The sequence below is a fragment of the Chlamydia suis genome (assembly GCF_900169085.1).
Lineage (GTDB): Bacteria > Chlamydiota > Chlamydiia > Chlamydiales > Chlamydiaceae > Chlamydia > Chlamydia suis.
This window is the reverse complement of the sequence record NZ_LT821323.1, coordinates 1000759-1021930: the sequence shown is the minus strand read 5'-3', so window position 1 is coordinate 1021930 and position 21172 is coordinate 1000759. Positions and strand designations below refer to the sequence as shown.

The window sequence follows — 21172 nt, the reverse complement described above, 5'->3', positions numbered from 1 at the left end:
TGAAAACACTATCAATATATACTTTCTATGATTACTCCCCTAGCTTTTACCAATACCGTACGATGACGCAGTCGTAATCTCGCCTCAGACCCACGCACAAGATGATCATAAACCGTTTGCAAAAAACCCCTTGAAGCAACAAGTCCTTGGCTGAAAAAAAACTGTTTGCACACCCATTTAGTTAAAAATGCTGTTCGTAATAACTCCTGACCCACCGGTAAACACAGCCCAGCCTCATGATCAACAACTTGTGACAAAAAGAGAGCAGCTTGCTGATCTAAAAATTCTCGAAGCTCTGCAGAATCTTCCGCTAAGGAGAGCAGCGGCTGTCGAATATTTTTCCCAAACACTTCTTGTAGATCAGGGAACAATCGTTCGCGCATTCGTGCACGCAAAAATCGCTCATCAAAATTCGTAATATCCCGAACATACTTCACTTGACAGTCATCAAGAGCTTTCACAATGAGTTTCTTAGAAATATGTAAAAGAGGTCTCAATAAAGAGATCCCTTTATACATTCCACGTTGCGCCATTCCTTTAAGGCTTCCGAGATGCGCCCCTTCAAAGACCCGTTTTAAAACGGTTTCTGCCTGGTCATCTGCGTGATGACCAAGAAATACTCCCGCAAAGTGTTGTTCTTTACACAATCGGTAAAATAACTCGTAACGGTATTGCCGAGCAGCGTTTTCCATATCACAGCAATCCTTGGGATTTGATGCTTCCTGGCGATCTAAAATAAACGGAACCTGTTCTTGCTCACATAAAGAAGCTAAATCACAAGCTTCCTGATAAGAAGTCTCTCTCCATCCATAATCGACATGTACGGCAGTAAAAGAAAAGGCTCGCGACTTCAGCAAATACATTAGTAATAAAGAATCACTTCCCCCTGACAGCGCCAATAAGTATTTTTTTTTCTTGTCTAAAGAGGAAAAAAAAACTTCTAATTGCTTATCATTCTCGAATAAACGGGTTATCATAACATCGTTCTTAACTATCCACAGATTTACAAGATTGTTCTATGCTCATAGTTTTATTAACTAAAACGTTTAACTGATTTTTGTTGCGAAATTGCCATGCCTATTCTATGGAAAGTTCTCATTTTCCGTTATTTAAAAACAACCACCTTCTGTACGCTTAGCCTAATCTGCATTTCTATTATTAGCTCCTTACAAGAAATCGTTAGCTATATTGCTAAGGATGTGCCCTATGCTACCGTCTTTAAAGTCACCGCTTACCAGATTCCTTATCTGCTGCCATTTATCCTCCCTGCTTCGTGCTTTATTTCGGCGTTCACTTTATTTCGCAAACTTTCCGACAATAACCAAATTACCTTTTTAAAAGCTTCGGGAGCTTCTCAGGGAATTATTATTTTCCCCGTTTTAATAGCCTCTGGGATTCTGTGTTGTATCAATTTCTATACATGCTCAGAACTCGCTTCTATCTGCCGTTTTCAAACGGGGAAAGAAATTGCGAATATCGCTATGACATCCCCCGCTCTTTTACTACAAACTCTGCAAAAAAAAGAAAATGATCGCATTTTCATTGCGATAGATCACTGCGGGAAAAGCAAATTTGATAATGTAATTATTGCCTTAAAACATAACCAGGAGATATCCAACATAGGATTCGTTGAAACCATTATCCCAGATGTGAACAAAGATTCTGTCCAAGCAAAAAACGTTTTAGTGATTTCTAAAGTCCCTCTCTTTTCAGAAGCTCGCACATCTAATCCCAATGAGTTCTATCTGGAAACTTTAGATGAGCTTCTCATCCCCAAAGTTACAGCTACGTTATTTGCTGGAAAATCTTACATGAAAGCTCGCGTAGATTATTTGCCTTGGAAGCAATTAATCCAAGACTTTCGCTTGCATCTTGCAGAAATACTCCGCCGGATTGCCATAGGATTATTATGCAGCACTATGACTTTTGCCGGATTAGCCATGGGAACTTACAAGCCTCGTTTTCACAAACCCATTCTCATCTACGCGCTATTTCCCATACTCAATCTTGTCTTTCTTATCGTTGGGAAAAATACTTCCCACCCTATTTCAGCCATAATGCTTTTCCTTTTTCCTCAGATACTCTCGTGGCTGATTTTTTCTTGGCGAATCTATAAAGAAAATCAAGGACATGCTTAGATATGGCTATCTGGAAACGCTATCTTCTTTTTCGCTTTTGGGGCTCTCTTTCCTCTTTATTTTTCTTGGCGGTTATCTTTTATGCATCTATCCACCATTCGCTGCATGCTTTCCGCGAAGGAAAGACCGCTATTGCCGGAGCCCCTTTACAACTTTCCTTGCTTTACTATCTCTCCCAAATCTCTTTGAAAGCCGAGTTTATTCTCCCACAACTTGTAGCGATTGCTACTACAATCACTCTGTTTTCCATGCAAAGCAAACGAGAAGTTCTTTTATTACAAGCCTCAGGGCTTGGGCTGAAAACGTTAGTCCGCCCTTTAATTACCTCTGGGGCTATAATTACTCTTCTCCTTTATGCAAATTTCCAATGGCTCCATCCTATTTGCGAAAAAATTTCGGTTACCAAAGAGCATATGGACAAAGGGACCTTGGAAAAAGCCCAAGAAAAAATTCCTGCGCTCTATCTGAAAGATCAGACAGTTCTGATCTTTTCTTCTATTAATCGTAAAGCTGCAACTCTAGATAATGTTTTTTGGATTAAGGGCCCCAAAACAATTTATGCCATCAAAAAACTGGCTTTTACCACCCCATCTCTGCCTATTGGGCTTGAGGTCTCTTATTTTTCCGAAAACGAAAATCATGAAGTATCGTTGACTCAATTTTTTGATATGAAGGAGTTCCCAGAATTAGAGTTTAGCTATTACGACAACCCTTTTTCCAAAATTTTCATAACAGGAAGGGACTGCAGCTTCTCTGCTTTCTTACAAGCCATTCCTTGGCATGCAGCTAAATTTGGGCTTTTAACAACAGTTCCACAACGCATTCTATCTTTGCTTACGCTGTTTTACTATATGGTAATCTCTCCCTTGCTTTGCATAGCAGCTGTAATACTATCCGCTTACCTCTGCTTACGCTTTCATCGGCTTCCCAAGGTTACCTGGGCCTACTTAGTTCCCTTGGGGACGATCAATATTTTTTTCGTCTTTCTAAAAGCTGGAATGGTTCTTGCCAATAATAGCGTGTTACCGCCTCTTCAAGTTATGTTTATCCCTGCAGGAGTTATGCTTTTAGTCACTCTTTATGCGTACCGGAGGCTCGCTTAAATACCAGAAAATTTCCACTGTTCTAAGTCATAAGAAAAGAATGCTCGGAGAGCTTTCAAATTATGCCGATTCTTTCTTAAACAGTTCAAAAACTTACTGAAGAGTTCTATATGTGGAGCAAATACGAGTCTATCTCTGGCTACTAATGTTGGAGCTAATATTTTTGCTACCATCAGTTTCAGGCTATTCTCGTCCCAACTTCCCCGGTCTTCAAAAAATGCAAAACCAGCAACAAAAACAGAGGCATAATCTAAACCGTCCTTAGACATCACCATCAACGTGTTCGAGTCCAGCTGTTCAATCAAATTAAAAACGATAAAGTAATAGATAAGATGCAAAAGCAAAATTTTGTCATTTTTGAATAGAATTTTCTTTTTTGAAAAAAATATATCTTTCAAAGATGGAACAATGCTTTCTAAAAAAAGAGTCATACTCTGTTTGGTTTCTTCTGGAAGAACACAAAACCCCTGTGACTTCGGCTTAAGAAACTCTTGTTGTACTAAAGAAAAGAAATCTGCAAAAGTTTCTAACTCCCCATGAACTTTTTCTAATCCATATAACAGATCTTCAGGCTCTGGGAATGCGCATGTATACACAGAAGGATAATTTTGTAGAGCCTCTTCGATAATACGACTTCTTGCACGATCTTTACGAGACAAGCGATTTTGGATGTTTACAACTAAAATCTTATCCCCTTGGCGCGTTTTAGCATCCAAAAAATGTAAAAACTCTCCATTACAGTTCGCGTACAAAATAGAGCTTTGAGATACAGGGCTTGGCGTACGAATCATTTTTATTTCCTTATCTCCTTGCCTCATTGTCCCTTCAAGGCAAGGAAGAATGCCCAAAAGAATCGGATCAAACTCCTTAAGGTAGGGATCAAGCATTCTATCTATGGCCTTGAATAGCGGACCACTAGGGTACTTGGAGAATAATCTATGCAGCTCGTCATAAATTTCAGAGACATATTGTCCTGCGGATAAAGGCTTTTTCCCGTCTTCTTGAAGAAGCTTCGATGAAATATTTAAGACAATGTAATTAATTGCTTCTTCAAAACTCACTCTATGATCGTACAACTTAGCGCTCAACAAAGAGACAAGAGACTGCGCTTGTTTGTCTTGTAAATCAAGAAGATCCTTTTCCTTAAGAAAAGCTGTAGCTTTTCTTAAAAAATATAGAAAATCGTTAAAGTAGCTAATATTTTCTTTTTTAGGCTGGTGGCTGACCGCCGTAGCCTCATAACGAGCCAAAAACAATGCCATCAGGGCATTATGCACATGAACCGTGAGCTCTGCCCCCATATTCGTGAGAGCTTTCTGATAAAACAAACGAATAGGCATATCGTTTGTATACACCAAAGAAGAAGCTAATTTTGTTACCTCATCACTATTCCATACGATTGTTTTAGTTAAGGGATCATTTTCATGCATAGACTCATGAATCTTCCCTTGCTTGTAAATGATTTGCGCTAAAGCATCTGAATAAAAGCGTTTGTTATTTTCATTCGCCATGTAAAAAAGCTCGTAAGAACGATCCTTTTTCACTTCGACAAGATTATTTAAAAACTCCTCTTGTTCCTGCCCAGCCTCTGCAGAAAGAACTGGGCTCTCTTGTTGCTCGATGGCTTTATGACTCAGATGTTCGCGAGCTTCATCATAAGTATGGTTGAGATGAAGATAATCTTTGGATAAAGAACGATAGACCTCTTCTTTACGATCTTCCAAAAAAGAAAAGACATCCTGCACTCCTGCAATAAGAAAGTCCGTTTCTTTAATGGCTTTATCTATATCTTTTTGAGGGAATGTTCCCGCTTGCTTAAAATAGTGATCTATATAATGCAGGGCATCCTTCATCTCTGAGAGAGCCTTGTTAGAAGAAGAAGTCTCTGCACTTCCACTGGAATAGTCGTAAGAAAATTTTTTTAGCAGCTCTAAATTTTTCAAAGCTTTTTCAAACTTACGAGTTTTTTCCATGCCTCCCCCGAGAGCTAGTGAAAAACAGTCTTTTTATTATTCTAAGATTGCCCCCTAGTTTATTTTATAAATAAATTATCTTTCAAAGAATTTATTGATAAAACAAAACGATCAATAAAAAATAAAAACGCATTTTATTTACAGCAAAACAAATAGAAAAAAAAACTTTTTGGAATAAAAGTCATGCTCCTTACTCCAAAAAGTCTCTTAAAAGAAAGCGGAAGAAGAGGGATTCGAACCCCCGGACCCTTTCAGGTCTCCTGTTTTCAAGACAGGTGCATTAAACCGCTCTGCCATTCTTCCTTAAGAAAATTGTCGCAAAAACCGTAAATCGTTTTCGCTAAACAACCGAATATCAGAAATGCCGTACTTAAGCATCGCAAGACGCTCTATACCCATCCCTAAAGCATATCCAGAGTATTCCTCTGGATCAATATTTGCCTTGCGTAGGACATTCGGATGAATCATCCCGGCTCCTGCAACTTCTAGCCATCCAGAATGTTTACATAAAGAACACCCGGCTCCATGGCATTCGCAAGAAATATCCACCTCGATCCCTGGCTCTACGAAAGGGAAATAGCTATGTCTGTACCGCAATTCCACCTTACGTTCAAAGAAAATATGGTAAAACTCCGACAACATCGCTGTCAAGTCTGAAAAAGAACACTCCCTATCCACACAAAAAGCTTCCACTTGGTGGAAGATCACATGAGAACGCGCAGAAATGTCTTCGTTACGGAAACATTCCCCTGGTGCCACAACCTTTAAAGGAGGTTTATTTCTCGCTAACTCCCGAGACTGCACGTTCGATGTGTGCGTTCGCAAGACAGTGACTGGGTCCAAATAAAACGTATCCTGCATTTGTCGAGCAGGATGATCTTCCTCGAAATTGAGAAGGGAGAAGTTGTTCTTTTCGCTTTCAATATTCGGAGCCTCTCGGACACAAAACCCAAAACGAACAAAGATATCTACCACATCATCAAGCACTTTCTTAATGATATGCCTACCGCCGAGAGGGATCTCCTCTCCCGGCAAACTAATATCCACCTTCTCCTTAAGGAACTCTTCAGCTTCTTCTTTAGCTAAAATCACCCGACTTTTTTCAAGTAACCCCTCCTCAATAAACTCCTTACAAGCATTGATAGAGGCGCCAACAGCTGCTTTTTGCTCCACAGGACACTGTCTCAGATGATCTGCAAAACCGCGAAGAATTCCTTTCTTTCCAAGGAACTTTACTTTCAAATCAAAAAGATCTTTAGAAGAATGTACGAGGCTTAAGTCGTGACTAAACTGTAGCTTAACAGCCTCTAGTTCCCCTTGAATGACCATAAAACTCTATCCCTGAACTGCGGCTTCCAAAGCGAGTTTAGCTTGAGCAGCTATTACAGCAAACCCTTGAGGGTCACCAATAGCCATCTCAGATAACATCTTTCTATTCAAATTGATACCGGCTTGCTTGAGTCCGTTAATTAAACGGCTATAGGACAGACCATGAATTCGAGAAGCCACATTCAAACGAGCAATCCAAAGACGACGAAAATCGCCTTTACGATCTTTCCGATGCATGTAGTTGAAAGCCATAGCTCGCATAACGGAAGACCGGCTCTGACGGAAATGCCCCTTTCTATCTCCCCAAAATCCTTTTGCTTGTTTTAAAACACGTTTACGACGTGCTCTAGAAGCTACTGAACCAGTTGCTCTTACCATATCTAAAACCCTCTACCTTTAAACGAGCATCATTCGCTTATACATGCCCACCTGACCTTGATCCACTAAAGGCTGCTTAGACAGGTTGCGTTTCTGTTGCGAAGATCTTTTTGATAATTTGTGTCTTTTCCCTGGACGAGTTCTTTTTAACTGACCAGAACCAGTCAACTTGAAACGCGCCGCAACGGACTTATTGCTTTTCATCTTGGGCATGGACTTTTTCCTGTTTTTTCTTAGTTTTTAGTGTTCCCGGAGCAATAACACAGATCAAAGAACGGCCATTGAGTTTAGGTTCGGACTCGACAAACCCCACATCTTCTAAGCCCTGACACATCCTTTGAACAACTTTATGCCCGTGTTCGGGATAAGCCAACTCTCGCCCCCGAAACATACAAGAAACTTTTACCTTATTTCCTTTTTCAATAAAGGCTCTAGCTTGCTTTACTTTCGTAAGAAAATCGTTGTCATCAATATTAGGTTTTAACTTAACCTCTTTGATGCGCACTTGATGCTGAGCTTTCTTACTATCTTTTTCTTTCTTGGTTATGTCATAACGATACTTCCCGTAGTCCATGATCTTACATACGGGAGGCTCTGAGTTTGAAGCAACTTCAACAAGGTCTAAATCAGCTTCCCTGGCTAAATCTAGGGCCTCTTTTATACTCAATATGCCTAGCTGCTCACCCGAAGAGCCTATTACACGCACCTTGGGAGCTCGTATCTGCCTATTTATCTTTAGGTTTAAAGCCACATCTACCCTGCTAAAATTAGTAATCGCTAGCGGAGAGTCCAAAAGCCACAACCCCTTCTCCAATACAAGAGGAGGGGTCTCCTTTTGGGATAAAAAATCTTTCGCATCCGAGACGTTACCTAGATGTCTCCGCTCTAGACTGCTACATGGTACCTACAGATGAGGATTATTATCAAGTATTGCGCTGAAAACTTCTTTCCTTTCCTTTTAGAAGAACTTTATAGCTTCCTAAACAAGCTTTCTATAATAAAATTTTTATATTGGTTTATCCCCTCCTCCAGATAACAAGGTCTGCTCTTTCACAAAAATCATTGCTTAATATATACTTAGACCTTCCTTCCATTTTAGCACCCTAAGAAAGGAGGAAAGGCTGAGCCTTCGGCATTGTAGGGTGCAAAGCATTGTACTCTTTTTTTTAGGTGTGATCATGTCAGTAATGGCTTCTGACAGAGTTTGTGCTTCTATTTGCACAAGCCGGCCTTTCCCAAAGCAAAAATTACGCGAGATTGTTTTGCAGGCATTGTATGCTCTAGAAATTGATCCTGAGGGGGAGGAGTCTCTGGTTAGCCTACTGATGAACGAAGCCTCTGTTTCCAAGAAAAACGTCCTCTATGCTTTGGTATTTTGCAGAGCAGTGCGAGCCAATCTGTCGGAGCTGGATACTTTGCTTAACGCAACAATTCGCACAACCACCCTTTCTCACCTGACAATTATCGAACGCAATATTCTTCGCATGATGCTTTTTGAGTATCAGCAACCCCAAACAGGTTCTCCTGTCCCAGTAGCTGTTCTGATAGCGGAAACGACTCGCCTTATTAAAAAATTTAGTTATTCAGAAGGAAGTTCTCTGATTCTTTCCGTTTTAGGTTCCATCTTTGATCAACATTCTCCAGATGTAGAGACTCCCTTCGAGCCCACATCTATGTGCGGTTAAATCCATCAACCTATTTTTATCTTTAGTATTACCCCCTATCACATTAAGATAACGGGCAAAGAGTGGCGTTTCCAGCCGACTATCTTGGGCGACATCGCCTTCCTCCTAACAGCCGACTTACAGAGCCTTTATGACCACGACCTTTCCCTTTCCGATTCGAAAATCTGTTCCGCTCAGCCGCTTTTCTACTTTTCGTATTGGAGGGCCGGCACGATACTTTAAGGAGTTAACTTCTGTCGAAGAAGCCCTAGCCGTTTTCTCCTTTCTACACACCCAACCGCTGCCTTACATCATCATAGGAAAGGGATCCAATTGTCTTTTTCATGACCAGGGATTCGATGGGCTGGTTATCTACAACAATATCCAGGGACAAAAATTTATCTCCCCTACACAGATTCAAGTGCTTTCCGGAGTTTCTTTTTCTCTTTTAGGGAAACAACTCTCCTCTAAAGGATTTTCAGGGCTCGAATTTGCCGTAGGAATTCCAGGAACTGTTGGAGGAGCCGTGTTTATGAATGCTGGAACCGCATGCGCTAACACAGCCTCTTCTCTTGTCAGCGTGGAAATCATCGATTATATGGGGAATTTACGCTCCTTATCCAGAAAAGAACTTCTATTTTCCTACCGAACCTCCCCTTTTCAAGGAACCGCTGCTTTCATAGTCTCTGCAACGTTCCAGCTGACTCGCGATCCGCAGGCAGCTAAACGAGCAAAAGCTTTAATCAAAGAACGCCTCCTCAAACAACCCTACGAATACCCTTCCGCCGGTTGCATTTTCCGCAATCCCGAAGAAGGCGTGTCTGCGGGAGCGCTGATCGACCAAGCTGGGTTAAAAGGCTTAACCATAGGGGGCGGACAGATATCCCAAAAACATGGAAATTTTATGATTAATACGGGAAACGCCTGTGCCGCTGATATTTTGGAACTTATTGAGATCGTTCAAAAAACTCTGAAACAAAAAGGCATCTCTTTGCAAAAAGAAGTACGCGTCATCCCCTTCCGTTTCTAAGCTCAGCGCCGCCTAAAAAGAAAGAGCCTCGGGGCATTCTTCCTGTTTACGGAATAGTGTGTACATACATCCCAGTTGCTCGGATCCAGATTCACAGCTAGCTGCTCTACACAAAGCAATTCCCTAGCACCTTCCTCATGCCCGGGGTAACAAACAACGCTGACTACTCCAGAACGAGCAACGAGCTGTAATGCTTTTTGTAGACTAGCAATGGTTGAGGTTTTACAGGTAGTGATTTGCTTATCTCCACAAGGTAAATACCCTAAATTATAATGAAATAGCTTGGCGCCTTCTTCTTGAAGATACTCATGCGAACAATGCTTCATTGTAATAATCATTCGCTCTTGGGGCGACAACTCCTTTTCAAAGAGATTTCTCGCTCGATCCAAAGCTTCTTGCTGGATATCATAGACTACTAGGCGCCCCCTCCCCTGCAATAACCGGGCTAGGAAGAGAGAATCTTTTCCGTTCCCACCGGTAGCGTCCACAACCACATCCCCAGGCTCGACAACCTGCTGAAAAACAGCGTGTGAAAGCCGGATTATATTACTGAAAAGTATATCTATCCCTTTTAACATGATAAGCCTCTTGAAAAAAGATCTCCTTTCCTTTATAAAGGATGCGAGTTGTACGGGGTATTAGCTCAGTTGGTTAGAGCGTCACGTTGACATCGTGAAGGTCAGCTGTTCAAGTCAGCTATATCCCAACTCTTTTGACGAATGTCGTGCAGAAAATTTCTTGTCCCTTAGATCTCCATAAGTTCTCAAACCAAGATCCACCGTAGTTGTCTTTCACGTTGATATAGTGGGGAGCTTCTAACTCTGGAGAAAGATAATTAAGCATCGTTTGAATTGCGTTTACCAAATAGTTGTGATCGTCGGTAGCTAGAGTTAACTGCCCTCCAGCCACAAGAGCACGCACCATATCTTGAACAAAAGCATCTTGAAATAAACGATGTTTGCGATGCCGAAACTTCGGCCAAGGGTCTGGAAAATTCACGATAATTTTTTGGAAAGAAGCTGCTGCTACATAATGAGCGAAAAAGGTTTGTGCTTCCCCACAAACAATAAGCAGATTTTCTACTTTATGATTACACATTTTTGACCAAATCTTACGCACTCGATCAAAACGCTTTTCTACTGCAATCCAATTGATAGAGGAATTCTTTAGAGCCTGGTCTACTACCCAATCTCCGTTCCCAGAGCACAGCTCACAACAAACAGGGCCATCATTAGCAAAAAGCTCCTGCCAAGAAGGCACCTTAAAGTTTTCGTATTGAGAATAGTAATTAGGAACATAGAACACACGATTTTCTATTTTTGGGCAGCGATTCTCCCAAAAATAGGGAAGTTTCAAATCTTGCGGTTTCACGGAAATACTTTGTCTGTGGAAGGCGGCACCTGATTCTCACCCTAACCCTTGCAACTTTACTGTCTTGAGAGGGCGCTCGCTTTTTCCAATTTTAATAAAAGGGAGACAAAATATTATGAGAAAAATACAAAAAATTCACGGGTAAATAAATGAACCTCTGCACACAAATAAAGATTTAAAAATTTTTAGAGGATGATTAACCAAAAAAAAGCCCCAGCCAGTATATGGCTGGGGCCTGTCTCCTGCATCTGCTTACCAAGTTAAACTTGCTGCATGCTGATACTCGGTGACTCGGGTTTCAAAAAAGTTCTTCTCTTTATTCAAATCAATAGTTTCACTCATCCACGGGAACGGATTTTTCGTATGATAGATGGGTTTTAAGCCAATTCTTTCCAAACGACGGTCTGCAATATGTCGCACATAATCAATAAACATCGAAGCTCTCAAACCTAAGATGCCTCGAGGGAGACAATCTCGTGCATAATCGATTTCTAAATCCACAGCACGTTGAATTAATTCCACAATTTCCTGTTGCAGTTCCTTCGTCCAAATCTCAGGATTCTCTTCCTTGATCCCATTGATCAGATCAATACCAAAATTCAAATGGATCGTCTCATCTCTTAGAATATATTGGTACTGCTCCCCTATCCCGATCATTTTATTTTGTCTATGGAAAGAAAGGATCATCACAAAGCCACTATAGAAGAAAATCCCTTCCATAATGATGTAATACCCTACTAAGTTTTTAATAAACTCCTGCAATCCTTCAATAGAGTCTGTACGAAAATTTGGATCTAAAACTTTTCCAGTGATCTCCATTTGGAAATCATCTTTAGCCTTAATGGAAGCTCTCTCATTATAGGCATTAAAAATCTCTTTTTCATCTAATCCAAGAGACTCACAAATATACAAAAATGTATGCGTGTGAACAGCCTCTTCAAACGCTTGTCTCAAAAGGTATTGTCTTGCTTCAGGATTAGTCACATGTTTAAAGATCGCTAGAACAATATTATTCCCGACCAAGCTCTCTGCAGTACTAAAAAAACCTAAATTCAAAAGAATAACTTGCCGCTCATCTTCAGAGAGAAGATTCGATTTCCACAACTCGATATCTTTCCCCATAGGAACTTCTGTAGGAAGCCAGTTATTTGCACAGCCATTCAAATAGTGTTCCCACGCCCATTTGTACTTAATTGGAACAAGTTGGTTTACATCGACTTGATTGCAGTTCACTAGGCGCTTGCTATTTAGATTAACCCGCTTCTGTTTTCCATCTAAAATATCTGCTTGCATAAGAACCGTTAAATACTTGTTATTTTATACATTACTCTTAACTACTGACATGCCTCACACCCCTCTTCCAACGAACAGACGGTGGGGGTCTTTGCTCTTTCAACAATAATTCCTGCCGAAGCAGACTTATTTTTCATCCAACGAGGTTGAATTCCCCTTTTATTAAGATCTACAAAAGATTTTTCTACAGTCGTTGCTGATGAAGATCGGAGATAATAAGTGGTTTTCAGCCCCTTTTTCCAAGCCGTCAGATACATATTTGATAGTTTTTTCCCATCTGGCTGAGGAAGATAAAGGTTCAGAGATTGCCCCATATCAATCCATTTTTGTCTTCGAGACGCACATTCAATAATCCATTCCGGCTCAATTTCAAAAGCCGTCAAGAAAATATGTTTTAAATGATCGGGTATACGCTCTATTTCCAGCAAAGAGCCATCAAAATACTTCAGATCATCTAACATATCGGCATCCCAGATACCCAGTTTTTTCAACTTCTCTATTAAATACACGTTAGGAATCGTGAATTCGCCAGATAAATTAGATTTCACAAACAAATGTTTATACGTAGGCTCGATCGACTGAGTCACGCCTATAATGTTTGAGATAGTGGCTGTCGGAGCTATCGCCATCAGCTGACAATGACGCATACCATGCTCTCGAATCAAGCTGCGAATAGGCTCCCAATCCATTCTTGCCGAGGTATCCATTTGCAAATTGTCTTCGCCACGATACTCTGCAAGCAACTGAATGGTATCAATAGGAAGAAGCCCTCTATCCCATTTCGACCCCTTATAGGAGCTATACACCCCTCGTTCTTTAGCCAGCAAACAAGAAGCTTGAATCGCATAGTAAGAGATCAATTCCGAGCTATAGTCTGCAAATTCCACAGCCTCTTGGGAAGCGTAACTAATATCCAATTTATACAAAGCGTCCTGAAAGCCCATCACTCCCAAGCCAATTGCCCGGTGAGCGAGGTTCGCCTCTTTAGCCTCTTTGGTAGGATAAAAGTTAATATCAATGACGTTATCCAACATACGAACGGCTATAGAGATTGTCTCTGAGAGTTTTTCTTCATCCAAGCCATCATCCAAAATATGCTGGGCTAAATTGATAGAGCCTAAATTACAAACTGCGGTTTCCGTTTCCGAGCAGTTTAACAAAATTTCCGTGCATAAATTCGAACACCGAACAACCCCTTTATGATCTTGAGCCGAACGAATATTGGAAGGATCTTTAAAGGTCATCCATGGATGCCCCGTCTCAAAGAGCATGCTGAGCATTTTTCTCCATAGATCTTCGGCTTCGATCTTCTTAAACAACCGAATTTCTCCCGAGTCTACCTTTCTCTCATATTCTTCATATAGACGCTCGAACTCTTCTCCATAGGCCTCGTGCAACCCTGGGACATCATCAGGACTAAATAACGTCCAAGTTCCTTTTTGTTGCAAACGCTTGAAAAAGAGATCCGGTATCCAGCTTGCTGTATTCACGTCGTGGGCACGCCGACGCTCATCGCCTGTATTTTTTCTCAATTCAAGGAAGTCTTCGTAGTCAAGATGCCAGATTTCTAGGTAAACACACACAGCACCTTTACGCTTACCACCTTGGTTAACTGCAACGGCAGTATCGTTAGTCACCTTAATAAAAGGAATGACTCCTTGGCTTTTTCCGTTCGTACCTTTAATCAACGCTCCCGTCGCGCGAATAGCCGTCCAATCATTACCTATACCGCCAGCCCATTTGGAGAGCATCGCATTATCGGAGATGACTTTATAGATATTAACCAAATCGTCTTGAACCGTGGAAAGGTAGCAAGAGCTTAATTGCGAGTGCTTCATCCCCGAATTAAATAATGTTGGCGTAGCAGGTGTATACCGGAACGTAGAGAGGAGATTATAAAAAGTAATGGCCCAAGAAGTCTTATCTTGTTCATTTAATGCTAACCCCATAGCCACGCGCATCCAAAAAATTTGTGGGGTCTCTAAACGGCGGCCTTCATGATGATTAAAATAGCGATCATAAAGATTTTGGATTCCCATGTATGAAAACTGGAGATCTCGAGATAGATCCATAGCATTAGCTAACGCATCTAAATCAAAAAGATTTTTCAACTCCGCATTCAGACGATAGGCATCCCCTTCCGCAATATACCGCTTAAAATGCTCGCGATGGGCTTGTTCTAGATCTTCAGCATCTCTCGAACGCCCTAAAGCCTCCTGGTACACGACATCGAGCAATAGCTCTGCAGCAACAAAGGCGTAATCTGGTTCTTTTTCGATATTAGCCCGAGCCGCCATAATACAAGCCAACACAACCTCAGACTCTTTAATACCAGAATAGAAGTTCGCGAAAGCCATATCGGTAAGAAGAGCGGCATCCGTTGTTTCTGGGAAACGGCTACAAGCACGAGCTAACCGAGCCAACAATTGTGGGTGTGTAATCTTATACGTAGAACCGTCTTTGCCCAGAACGTCAAAAGCCTCTTCCGAAGAAGCTTTTTCTATGGTCTGGTCCTCCCCTCCTCTATTATCACGAACTCGAGCCCGAGCTTCTCGATAAAGAATGTAGTTCTTAGCAATAGCATAATGCCCGACAACCATGAGTTGTTGCTCAACAATATCCTGAATTTGCTCAATATCTATACGACTGTCTTGTTGAGCACAGCGTTCTTCGATCTCCGAGACGATCTTTTGCGTTAACGTATTGATTTCTTCTCGTACAAAATCTGGAGTCACGCCCTCGATCCGCTCCGTCGCACGAAATGCTTTTTCCAAAGCGGCAGAAATTTTCATAGGATTAAAATGAACAACCGTTCCACACCGGCGAATCACGGAAAGACTTTGCCAAGATTTTTCCCGGTGGGCTTTACGATCACCACGATACACAATGTAATCACGAGCGACATCTTGCAAACCGTTAATGTAGAGCTGATTTTCGACCATATCTTGGATACGCTCCACAGTAACGACCTGTCCATCTGAGATTTTTTGCACCACCTCTTTGACGACTTGCTGTGTAATGGAACGTATAGAACTTTCTAAATCCTCTGGCAAGGGCGTGTGATCATCGATTCTGCGAGTATCCCGAAAAGCAGCCTCTAAAGCCTGAATAATACGGTTCCGATCAAAAGGAACAAACATTCCATTGCGCTTAACAATCGTGCATTGCTTTTCTTGTAGATCAACCATAATTATCCTTGTAAACGTTGAATACGCATTATCTATTCTATTTTGAAGCAAAGAAGCCTATAGTCCCTATCCGTTACAAAAAAAACGGCAGAGAGAACCTTCATCTTACACTTAAAATCAGAGTATTATCCTTTGAGTATGCGAGCCCCTAAAAACCCAAGATATTGTGAATGTCTCGGCTCTTGTATACCATATATAGAAGCTAGCATCGTTTCCTGCAATTGAAAAATAGCACAAACTATGATGAAAAAATTCTTTTCGAGAGCAAACGTTTGCGCATGATGCCCCATATAAAAAATCACGCCTTTCGGTGATTTTTTTCTTGCGAAAAGAAACCTCTCACCTCTTTGCCTATTTCTCTTACTTAGGAAAAACACGCAATAACCATAACCATCTGCAGGTTTTCTGTGTAGTGCCGAAAACAAGTTTTGTGTAACATGGCCTTAGGCTTTACAAAGAAAGGCATAAAAATATGCGGCACACAACCTCCTTGGTTTTAGAAGGTTTTATGTCGAGTAGAGATTCTCTCTTTTTCATTCATATAGATTAGATTTTGGACTGTGAAGAGAAGTCTGTTCACAGGAAGACAGAAAGAGCTCCTCTGGTTATGTAGTAAAATTCCGCTATTCCCAGGAAACATATGAATCCAATTGAAATAGATTTTCGTGGTAAGCGCCGAGTTGTGACCCCTAATGCTATTACGGCTTTTGGTCTTTGCTGCGGGCTCTTTATTATTTTCAAAAGCGTGTTAAAAACTTCCTCTTCTTTGGAACTTATGCACCGCTTACAAGGACTCTCTCTCCTTCTCATTAGCGCCATGATTGCCGATTTTTCCGATGGCGCTGTTGCACGAATCATGAAAGCAGAAAGTGCTTTTGGAGCACATTTTGATTCTTTATCAGATGCTATTACTTTTGGCATTGCCCCTCCTTTAATCGCGATCAAAAGTTTAAACGGGGAATATGGTGGTACCCTCTGTTCTTCTTTCCTTCTGGTTACTTGCATTATCTACTCTTTGTGTGGAGTGCTTCGTTTAGTACGCTATAATCTCTTCGCGGCGACAGGAGAAAAAGCAACCACGTTTACAGGACTTCCTATTCCTGCAGCAGCAGCATGCGTAGTCTCTCTAGGAGTCTTGCTTGCTTCGGATACCTTGAATAATCTACCCGAAAAGGCTCGTGTTCTTCTTCTTTCTCTTGGGTTACTTCTGAGTGGCTGCCTGATGATTTCTACCTGGCGATTCCCTGGACTCAAACACTTTCGTTTTCGAGTTTCCTCTTCGCTTTTGGTTCTAGGCATCGGATTAGGAGCTTGTCTCTTCTTTTCTGGATTAGTGGATCATTTCAACCAGGTCTTTTTCCTGGTTTCCTGGCTGTACGTGTTGGTGATATCCCCTCTTTTTTGCTTTATCAATAGGAGACCTTCTTCTTAGCATATGGACACTTCGCATATACTCCCATTTTGGACGCATGGTGTGTTCTTTTTGTTTGGGCTTTCGTTAGGAATAGCCGGTTCTTTTAAAATTTTTACGAAAAAGTTTTCTCTGCAAAAAGAGACCATCCGAGATCTTGAGCATAGCAAGTCCATTTTACAAATGTCTTTAGACACTCGCCGCAGTCAAGAGCAACTTATCGAAGAGTTTTCGCACAAGTTATCTTCAGCATCCCAAGCCTTTGCTCGAGACATCAAAGCGGAATCACAAGAATTTTTCTCAGAAAAAACTCAAGCGATTACCTCTGTTCTTACTCCGGTCCACAACACATTATCTGCTTTCAAACAAAATTTAGAAATGTTTGAGACGAAACAAGCTGAAGACCGAGGAGCTCTCAAAGAGCAACTATCTCAGTTGCTTACAGCAGAAAAAAAGCTAGAACGAGAAACCCAAGCTCTCACGAATATTCTGAAGCATCCAGGATCGCGCGGGAGATGGGGAGAAATTCAACTAGAAAGAATCCTGGAAATTTCTGGCATGCTGAAATATTGCGATTATAGTGCCCAGACCGTAGATGCCCAGACCTCATCTTCTCGAGCAGACATTGTCATTCGTTTACCGCAGAATCGTAGTCTTGTTATTGATGCTAAAACTCCATTCTCCGAAGAGTACCTTACTGATAATCAAGCAGATCCCTCTGATTTAGTAAAAAAAATTAAAGACCACATTAAAACGCTAAAAACAAAAAGTTATTGGGATAAATTTGAGCAATCTCCTGAATTCGTGATTTTATTTCTCCCAGGAGAGAGTCTATTCAATGATGCTATCCGCTGCGCACCAGACCTCTTAGATTATGCAGGACAATCTAATGTCATTCTATCTAGCCCCATCACTTTAATGGCTTTATTAAAAACAGTTACTTATGTTTGGAAACAAGAAAATATACATAAGCAAATTCAAGAAATTGGCCGGTTGGGGAAAGATCTCTATCAAAGAATGCACAAGCTATTTGATCATTTTCATAAGGTTGGCAAGCATTTAGGGCAAGCCGTTCACAGCTATAACGATATGTCTTCCAGTCTTTCTGCTAGAGTGCTTCCTATCTTGAGAACTTTTGACAAGCTCGAAGTCTCCTCTTCTCATAATACAATCGAAGAGCTTTCCCAGGTAAGCACCTTACCTCATGCCCTGAAAGAGCCCAGTCAAGATCCTGATTTAGAAAAGCAACCCTCTCATTGAGAGGGTTTTTGAAGCTTCTCTAAATGCAAACGTTTAGCTCACAAAGCGCTTTCCACTTGAAAAGGTCTATCAAGTTCTTCTGCGCTTTTTTGCAACATCTCCTCTCCAGCAAAAGAAACGAAAGAGGCTTCTGAAAGACATGTCTCAAGCCGCTTACGGACAACCTCACAAATCTGCTCTTTCGTTGTTGCTAAAACAGCTTGGCGAAAGGCTTGACGAACGAAAGGCACCTTACCGCTTCTGGATCGATAGTAAGACGTAGACCCACGGCTCCCTGGGGATATCGGATCATCTAAATTTTGAATGACTCCAAGAATTCCTTCATGAACATCTTCCTCTGAGAATTTTCCTGCTGCCATATCTCGAATCCCCTGCAAAAATACCTGATACGTAGCAGACACTTCAGGATCTCGATAACTATAGCAATAGAAGGCCCCCCGGCCCAGATTCGCATTAGCTCCAGACCCATAAGCACCACCTTGCTCTCGAATCTTGGTATGCAAAATGACATTTCCTAAAACCTCTGCAGCAACAGAGAGAACCGCGGCATCTGGGTGATCATAAGAGAGAGAACCTAGAGGAATCGCAAGTACATTATAGGCTCCTCGTGCAGGAATCACAAGACCTCGAGAGTCCTCAACATGATCCAGAGAGGGATTTTTCCACAACTCTGCTACCCCTAATCGCTCATCTAATAAACCAAAGAAACGCTGTTCATGGAGAACTTGATAATTTGCCCGACTACTGCTGATAATAAGCTGGCGTCTCCCAACAAAGCATTTCTTATAAAGCTGTTGTAAACGATCAATAATTTCTGGTGCTCGCTGATCAAAATGGCTCAGAAGCTCACAAACATGCTTGACATAGGGAAGTCCCGACATACGATACGCCAACCCTCCAGCAATGGACTTGTTACAACAAGCTAGACCAATAGCATATCCCATAGGACTGTTTCTCACGCTATTCGTTAAAGCCTCAGCATGCTGCATCAAAAGTTCTTTAAGACGTGCTGTGTCGGAGAAATCCACAGAAGTTAGTGTCTCCTTCATTACTTGACACACATACTTTGCCTTAGAAATTAAGGCCTTACCACGAATGCTTATAGAGGGAGAGAGTCGACTGGAATCCGTAGCCTGCGAAGAAAAGTCATAAAGGACGTCTACTCCTCCGGTATTCTCCAAAAGAAATTCTAACTGTTCCTTATAAGAACGCCCCCCACTTCCTAGCTGAAGCAGCACAAAAACAAGAAGCCGTAACCAAGGGAGCTCTTCTACAGAAAGAGCTGGTAGATCAAAAACTAATTCCAAGAAAATAATATCGTTCGTAAAGCAATCATGGTGTAAGACCTCTCCTTCACCGAACGTCTCTTTATCCAAAACAAACTCTTTGCCTAAAGAGGGAACCTTATCCAAGGAAAAAAGCGGTAACACTTTATTTAAATCTTCTTCCTGAGCCTGGTATGCCTCTAAACGCTTAGAATTTGCCTCTACTCTTTCTAAATCTTCCGCACTCATTTGCATCTGAATCGCCTGTAGAGCACTGCGCTCTTCTTTATTCTCTTGAGCGATTAACTGAGAATCTGGGAGGGAAATGACGCGAGCATAATGCGGATTGTCTAGAAAATACTTCCGCACCAATCGAGGTAAATATTCCGGGTTTTGAATATTTTCTCTCAAATTAGCAAACAACGTATGAATCCTTAATCCGTCCTCTGCTTTCCCTCCATGCTGTCTAAGCAACCCAGCTCGGAAAAATAAAGATAATCCATAAGGGAGCGAGTACCCTGTAATTTCTTTCCGTGCTAATTCTAGCTGGTGAACAGCTCCTTCCACCAGATTGAATGGAATCCCTTCCTGTAAAATCTCTTCTAAACTCGCTAAAATCATACTTTCTAACTTCTGACTTCCCGAGTGAGAGCATCCTTTACAAACAAGATATACAGGAATCTCATGCAGCTCACTGTCAATACTCATATCGGCCTGCTTGCACAGCCCGGATTTTAGCAATCGAGATTTCAGAGGAGCCGCGTCCGTACCCATCAACACCAACTCCAGCACGTGTAAAGCAAGTAGATCCTGTTGATCAAAAATCGAACAGGTCAACCAAGCTAATCCAAAAAGTACCTTATCTTCATCAGCCCCATCGGAAGGATATTTTTCCATTACTCGCACAGGCTCTTTGAAACGCTTCTGCAGAGGAAGAGTAATGCTTTGTTTTTCTATCTTTCCTACACGTCTTAATAATTTCTCTTCTAAAAAATCTAAATGACGGGTGGGACGGATATTCCCATAAAAATAAAAAAGACATCGACCCAAAGTATATTGGCTCTCATGAAAGGCTCTCACGGTCTCTAGATTTAGAGAGACAATTGCTTTGGGATCTCCTCCGGAATTCACTCCATAGGTTACTGATGGAAATAACGCAGCATTCATAGCTTCGCTGAGTCGAGACTCTCCTGACAACAGAGCTCCCTTCATCTCATTAAACACGATCCCTGTGTAACCAAGGGAGCCATCTTCCGCCCGCTCATATCGCCAAGCCTCTTGTAAAAAACTATTCTCTGTTAACAACGGATGGAATACTGCATCAATATAAACACTGAGCAAATGATAAAAATCTTCCGGTATCTGAGACGCTGCCGGATAACAGGTGAAATCCGCCCCAGTGAATGCATTCATAAATGTATTCAAACTACGTCTTGTCATTGAGAAGAAGGGATCTCGTACCGGATAATTTTCGGACCCACATAAGGCCATATGCTCCAGCACATGAGCCACTCCACTAGAATCCTGAGGGCAGGTACGAATAGAAATATTGAACACATTTTCATCGTCGTTGTTGACGATCATCATAATGGTTGCCCCTGTCGGGGTATGCTCCACTTCGATAAGCTTACTTTCAATCTCGGGAAGATCCTGACTCAACTTGACTACAAAATTTCTATAGGTATCCCCAATTTTCATATCCCACTCAATCTTCTACAACAGAGGAGAGAATTCCTTTCTCCTCTACTTTTTTCTAACTAACAACAAGA

General features: G+C 41.5%; 17 protein-coding genes and 2 tRNA genes. 7 read left to right on the top strand and 12 right to left on the bottom strand.

The features are described 5' to 3' along the window. Positions 1–11 precede the first annotated feature (11 nt). Positions 12–977, bottom strand: a complete 966-nt coding sequence (gene tilS, locus B6E89_RS04625) for a tRNA lysidine(34) synthetase TilS (RefSeq protein WP_080133224.1) — start codon at positions 975–977, stop codon at positions 12–14. A gap of 96 nt (positions 978–1073) precedes the next feature. Here tilS and B6E89_RS04620 point away from each other — a divergent pair, with 96 nt between their 5' ends. Together B6E89_RS04620 and B6E89_RS04615 are read left to right on the top strand one after the other, a co-directional pair. Next, positions 1074–2138 carry an LptF/LptG family permease gene (locus B6E89_RS04620; protein WP_035407824.1) on the top strand — a complete coding sequence of 355 codons (1065 nt, stop codon included), beginning with the start codon at positions 1074–1076 and terminating at the stop codon, positions 2136–2138. A 2-nt stretch (positions 2139–2140) separates the two neighbouring features. Continuing rightward, complete coding sequence (locus B6E89_RS04615; RefSeq protein WP_035407821.1) at positions 2141–3241, top strand: LptF/LptG family permease; 1101 nt, start codon at positions 2141–2143, stop codon at positions 3239–3241. Here B6E89_RS04615 and B6E89_RS04610 read toward each other — a convergent pair. From B6E89_RS04610 to infC, 6 genes are all read right to left on the bottom strand, one after another. Next, entirely contained in the window at positions 3238–5214 is a 1977-nt protein-coding gene (locus tag B6E89_RS04610; protein WP_080133223.1) for a calcium-binding protein, read from the bottom strand. The two genes, B6E89_RS04615 and B6E89_RS04610, sit on opposite strands and share 4 nt — an antisense overlap. Before the next feature lie 218 nt (positions 5215–5432). Further along, positions 5433–5517, bottom strand: a tRNA-Ser gene (locus tag B6E89_RS04605). After that, positions 5518–6543 carry a phenylalanine--tRNA ligase subunit alpha gene (gene pheS, locus B6E89_RS04600; RefSeq protein WP_035407814.1) on the bottom strand — a complete coding sequence of 342 codons (1026 nt, stop codon included), beginning with the start codon at positions 6541–6543 and terminating at the stop codon, positions 5518–5520. 6 nt (positions 6544–6549) lie between these two features. After that, the gene (rplT, locus tag B6E89_RS04595; protein WP_035407811.1) at positions 6550–6921 is read right to left on the bottom strand and encodes a 50S ribosomal protein L20; all 372 of its coding nucleotides are present in this window, start codon (positions 6919–6921) and stop codon (positions 6550–6552) included. Positions 6922–6939: 18 nt separating this feature from the next. Then, positions 6940–7134 (bottom strand): 50S ribosomal protein L35, encoded by a 195-nt coding sequence (gene rpmI, locus B6E89_RS04590; RefSeq protein WP_009872221.1) that lies wholly within the window; start codon positions 7132–7134, stop codon positions 6940–6942. Further along, entirely contained in the window at positions 7112–7672 is a 561-nt protein-coding gene (gene infC, locus B6E89_RS04585; protein ID WP_035407931.1) for a translation initiation factor IF-3, read from the bottom strand. The genes rpmI and infC overlap by 23 nt, the downstream gene beginning before the upstream one ends. Before the next feature lie 427 nt (positions 7673–8099). Between infC and nusB the strand changes: the two genes are divergently transcribed. Both nusB and murB read left to right on the top strand, forming a co-directional pair. Further along, entirely contained in the window at positions 8100–8606 is a 507-nt protein-coding gene (gene nusB / locus B6E89_RS04580; RefSeq protein ID WP_080121817.1) for a transcription antitermination factor NusB, read from the top strand. A gap of 130 nt (positions 8607–8736) precedes the next feature. Beyond that, a complete protein-coding gene (gene murB / locus B6E89_RS04575) occupies positions 8737–9615 on the top strand; it encodes a UDP-N-acetylmuramate dehydrogenase (protein ID WP_080133222.1) in 879 nt (292 codons plus the stop codon). A 2-nt stretch (positions 9616–9617) separates the two neighbouring features. On the opposite strand, the gene mnmM is transcribed toward murB, so the two are convergent. After that, the gene (gene mnmM, locus B6E89_RS04570) at positions 9618–10196 is read right to left on the bottom strand and encodes a tRNA 5-(aminomethyl)-2-thiouridylate-methyltransferase MnmM (RefSeq protein ID WP_080121752.1); all 579 of its coding nucleotides are present in this window, start codon (positions 10194–10196) and stop codon (positions 9618–9620) included. 51 nt (positions 10197–10247) lie between these two features. On the opposite strand from mnmM, the gene B6E89_RS04565 reads away from it, so the two are divergent. Then, positions 10248–10321, top strand: a tRNA-Val gene (locus B6E89_RS04565). On the opposite strand, the gene B6E89_RS04560 is transcribed toward B6E89_RS04565, so the two are convergent. The 3 genes from B6E89_RS04560 to B6E89_RS04550 form a co-directional block, all read right to left on the bottom strand. Continuing rightward, complete coding sequence (locus B6E89_RS04560) at positions 10312–10986, bottom strand: tRNA (guanine(46)-N(7))-methyltransferase TrmB (protein ID WP_080133221.1); 675 nt, start codon at positions 10984–10986, stop codon at positions 10312–10314. The two genes, B6E89_RS04565 and B6E89_RS04560, sit on opposite strands and share 10 nt — an antisense overlap. Before the next feature lie 252 nt (positions 10987–11238). Next, entirely contained in the window at positions 11239–12279 is a 1041-nt protein-coding gene (locus tag B6E89_RS04555; protein ID WP_035407803.1) for a ribonucleotide-diphosphate reductase subunit beta, read from the bottom strand. A gap of 41 nt (positions 12280–12320) precedes the next feature. After that, on the bottom strand, positions 12321–15467 hold the full coding sequence (locus B6E89_RS04550; protein ID WP_080123299.1) for a ribonucleoside-diphosphate reductase subunit alpha: 3147 nt from the start codon (positions 15465–15467) through the stop codon (positions 12321–12323). A gap of 640 nt (positions 15468–16107) precedes the next feature. Here B6E89_RS04550 and B6E89_RS04540 point away from each other — a divergent pair. Together B6E89_RS04540 and B6E89_RS04535 are read left to right on the top strand one after the other, a co-directional pair. Further along, complete coding sequence (locus B6E89_RS04540; RefSeq protein WP_035407797.1) at positions 16108–16899, top strand: CDP-alcohol phosphatidyltransferase family protein; 792 nt, start codon at positions 16108–16110, stop codon at positions 16897–16899. Between the two features lie 3 nt (positions 16900–16902). Continuing rightward, positions 16903–18138, top strand: a complete 1236-nt coding sequence (locus B6E89_RS04535) for a DNA recombination protein RmuC (RefSeq protein ID WP_080124567.1) — start codon at positions 16903–16905, stop codon at positions 18136–18138. A 38-nt stretch (positions 18139–18176) separates the two neighbouring features. Here the strand turns inward: B6E89_RS04535 and B6E89_RS04530 are convergent, their stop codons facing one another. Next, complete coding sequence (locus tag B6E89_RS04530) at positions 18177–21101, bottom strand: insulinase family protein (RefSeq protein WP_080133220.1); 2925 nt, start codon at positions 21099–21101, stop codon at positions 18177–18179. Positions 21102–21172 lie beyond the last annotated feature (71 nt).